The sequence below is a fragment of the Pseudomonas sp. SDO5532_S415 genome, assembly GCF_054071155.1.
The window spans coordinates 1-1,444 of the sequence record NZ_JBSVWS010000353.1; the positions used below are offsets into that span (position 1 = coordinate 1).

The window sequence follows — 1,444 nt, forward strand, 5'->3', positions numbered from 1 at the left end:
CACAGTGAAATGCATTCCAATGTGGGAGCGAGCCTGCTCGCGAAGAGGGCGTTATGTCCGAAGAGGATTCAAGACGCTGAAGTCAGCGCTGAACAACCTGCAACGCTTTGGGTTCTTTCGGCAGAACCCTTTTGGCAACCACGTAGTTCTTTTCCCAATACGGTTTCTTCAAGGTGTCGATGGTCACCGACTTGCCACGACGAGGTGCGTGGATGAAGCGGTCGTTGCCCAAGTAGATGGCAACGTGATTGACTCGACGGCTCTTGATGTTGAAGAAAATCAGGTCGCCCGGCTTGAGGTCCTTGCGATCGACTTTCTCGCCATGACCGCTGGCCATGGCATTGGATGTGCGTGGCAGGTCAAACGAGGCGTCATTGAACGCGTATTTCACCAGGCCGCTGCAATCGAAGCCTTTGCTCGGGCTGCTGCCGCCCCAACGGTAAGGCGTACCGAGGACGTTGACAGCGCGGCTCAGGACGTTGCTGCTTTCCTTGGTCCCCATTGGCGGAACCAGGCTGCTCTTGCTGATTAGCTGAGGAGCGTTCTTGAGCGATTTCTTGCTTTTGCTCGAAGGAGCCGAAGCATGGGATTTTGGGGTGTAACCATTAACGTTCGGAAGACGTTGCTCACGATTGGTGGCGTGGGCGGCCAGTGGCAATAATAGGCAAATGGTTAGCCATGTCTTGAAAAATGGACGCATTAGGCAAGGCTCGTATGGGTTAGCGCGCAACTTTATAACAGCTTTTTTTGGCATTCCGAGGCCGTTTGTCGATTCCATCGGGGTCTAACGGAACCAAATAAGCGGTAAATTGACGCAATTGTCCGACAGAAGTCAGGTGCCATAAGGGTTTGGCGGAAGGGACAGTAGCAGTTGCCATACGTCGGCTGCTCGTAAAAAAGTCACAAAGATTTAAAGAATATTTATCTATCGTGTGAATCGAGGTCCTTCATGAACACCTATCAACCGCCCATCCCGCACCAAGACACACACAGCAAAGTGATCGGTTACTTGCTGTGGATTTTCGGTTTTACCGGTGCTCACCGCTTCTATTACGGCAAGCCGGTGACCGGGACGATCTGGTTCTTCACCTTCGGATTGCTGGGGATTGGCTGGTTGATCGACTTGTTCCTGATCCCGGCCATGGACCGCGAAGCGGACCTGCGGTTCACCGCCGGGCCGATCGAATACAACGTTGCGTGGATTCTGCTGACGTTTCTCGGGGTATTCGGCATACACCGGATGTATCAGGGGAAATGGATCAGCGGATTGGTGTACCTGCTGACCGGCGGGCTGTTCTTCCTGGGAGTGTTGTATGACTTCTGGACGCTGAATGATCAGGTGTCGCTGCGTAACGCTCAGCGTCGCTGAGCCCTTTAGTAAGTCTTCGCGAGCAGGCTCGCTCCCACAGTGGGTGTGTTGACTGCTAGTCCAGCGTCAATACAT

2 protein-coding genes are annotated in these 1,444 nt (G+C 53.5%); one reads left to right on the forward strand and one right to left on the reverse strand.

Annotation, left to right across the window (positions count from 1 at the left end):
• Positions 1-82: 82 nt before the first annotated feature.
• Positions 83-700, reverse strand: a complete 618-nt coding sequence (locus ACW9HW_RS30040) for a C40 family peptidase (RefSeq protein WP_095196369.1) — start codon at positions 698-700, stop codon at positions 83-85.
• 249 nt (positions 701-949) lie between these two features.
• Between ACW9HW_RS30040 and ACW9HW_RS30045 the strand changes: the two genes are divergently transcribed.
• On the forward strand, positions 950-1,369 hold the full coding sequence (locus ACW9HW_RS30045; protein ID WP_095196370.1) for an NINE protein: 420 nt from the start codon (positions 950-952) through the stop codon (positions 1,367-1,369).
• Positions 1,370-1,444 lie beyond the last annotated feature (75 nt).

Bases quoted from the DNA above. Each gene is read 5' to 3' on its own strand.
- ACW9HW_RS30045 (WP_095196370.1), top strand. From the start codon at position 950: ATGAACACCTATCAACCGCCCATCCCGCACCAAGACACACACAGCAAA.
- ACW9HW_RS30040 (WP_095196369.1), bottom strand. From the start codon at position 700: ATGCGTCCATTTTTCAAGACATGGCTAACCATTTGCCTATTATTGCCA.